Genomic DNA, 1,972 nt, shown 5'->3' with positions numbered 1-1,972 from the left:
GATCGTCCGGTCGCCCTCGGCGGGGAAGTCCGGCGCCCAGTCGCCGCGCCGGGTCCCGGCGACGACGGCCGCCGCGACCTCCGGGGTCCAGCCGGGCAGCAGCAGCCGTGGCCCGGCCGGGACCGGCTCCGGGGTCGACGCGGGGACCGGCACGTCGCCGATCCTCCCCCGGCACCCGCCCACCCCGCACCGCGGCGCCGTCCCGCGTCACACCACCCGCGTCCGCCCGGCGTCCCGGCGTCCCTGCGTCGATCAGTACATGAGGGCTGGCACGGCCCGGGCTCGCAGCGCTCAGGTACTGATCGACGGACCGGGGGTGACCGGCACAGGTGGTTCACAGGTCGATCACCGGTTCCGCACAGCGCGGCGGAGCAGCGTCGCCCGGGTGACGAGCACCCTGTCCCGGCCCCGGCCCGCCCGCGCACCGTCCCCGCCGCCGACCCGCCGGTGGCGGCACCTGCCGCTCGCGGTGCTGCTCGCCGCGACGGCCGCGCTGTACCTGTGGGGGCTGTCGGCCTCGGGCTGGGCCAACGCGTTCTACGCGGCGGCCGCGCAGGCGGGCGGGCAGAGCTGGTCGGCGTGGTTCTTCGGCGCCTCCGACGCGGCCGGCGGGATCACCGTCGACAAGGCGCCGGGTGCGCTGTGGCCGATCGGGCTGTCGGTGCGGCTGTTCGGGCTGTCGAGCTGGAGCGTGCTGGTGCCGCAGGCGCTGATGGGCGTCGGCGCGGTCGCGCTGCTGCACGCCGCGGTCCGGCGCGTCGCCGGGCCGGGGGCCGGGCTGGTGGCCGGGGCCGCGCTCGCGCTCACCCCGGTCGCGGTGCTGATGTTCCGCTTCGACAACCCCGACGCGATGCTCGTGCTCGTCCTGACCGGCGCCGCCTACTCCCTCACCCGGGCGGTCGAGCAGGGCCGCACCCGGTGGCTGGTGCTCGTCGGCCTCCTGGTCGGCTACGGCTTCCTCACCAAGATGCTGCAGGCGTTCCTGGTGCTGCCGGCGTTCTCCGCCGTGTGGCTGCTCGCCGCCCCGCTCGCCTGGTGGCCGCGGATCCGGGCGCTGCTCGTCGCCGGGGCCGCGCTGCTGGTCTCGGCGGGCTGGTGGGTGCTCGTCGTGGAGCTGTGGCCGGCCGCGGACCGGCCCTGGATCGGCGGCTCCCAGGGCGACAGCGTGCTGGAGCTGGTCTTCGGCTACAACGGCGTCGGCCGGCTCACCGGCGACGAGGTCGGCTCCGTCGGCGGCGGCGCGGGCGGACGTGCCGGTGGCTGGGGCGAGACCGGGCTGCTGCGGCTGTTCGGGTCGGAGATGGGCCGGGAGGCGTCCTGGCTGCTGCCCGCGGCGCTGGTGCTGCTCGGGGCCCTGCTGTGGTGGACCCGGCGGGCCCCGCGCACCGACCCGCTGCGTGCGGCGACCGTGCTGTGGGGCGGCTGGCTGCTGGTCACCGGGCTGACGTTCAGCCTGATGGCCGGGATCGTGCACAGCTACTACACCGTCGCGCTGGCCCCGGCGGTCGCCGCGCTGGTCGGGATCGGCGGGGCGACGCTGTGGCGGGACCGGGCGGCCGCGGCCGCCCGCTGGTGGCTGGCCGCGGCGGTCGCGGCGACGGCCGTGTGGGCCTACGCGCTGCTGCCCGCGGAGTGGCTCTGGTGGCTGCGGCCCGCGGTGCTCGTCGTCGGGCTCGGCGCGGCGCTCGCCCTGCTCGGGGTGCACCGGATGCCGCTGGTGCTCGCGGCCGGGGTGCTCACCGCGGCGCTGCTGGCCGGGGCCGGCGGGACGACGGCCTGGGCGCTGGCAACGGCGGCGACGCCGCACACCGGGGCGATCCCGAGCTCCGGGCCGGAGGGCTACGCGTCCGGACCGGGCGGGGGCCGGGGTGGCCCCGGAACGATGCGCGGGCCGTGGGCCGGTTCCGGGTCCGGCGCCCCGGGTGGCGCATCCGGCCCGGCCGGAACCGTCACCGGTGGGGCCGTCGGGGCA

The 1,972-nt window shown here is 78.4% G+C and carries 1 protein-coding gene; it reads left to right on the top strand.

Translation table 11 applies throughout. From position 1 onward, the window contains the following. Positions 1-385: 385 nt before the first annotated feature. A partial coding sequence (locus NH602_RS30520; RefSeq protein WP_374210286.1) for a glycosyltransferase family 39 protein occupies positions 386-1,972 on the top strand: 1,587 nt, incomplete at its 3' end.

The organism is Pseudonocardia sp. McavD-2-B (genome assembly GCF_024124365.1).
Lineage (GTDB): Bacteria > Actinomycetota > Actinomycetes > Mycobacteriales > Pseudonocardiaceae > Pseudonocardia > Pseudonocardia alni.
Note: the sequence above shows the minus strand (reverse complement) of the source record. Positions and strands in the feature narration are given on the sequence as shown.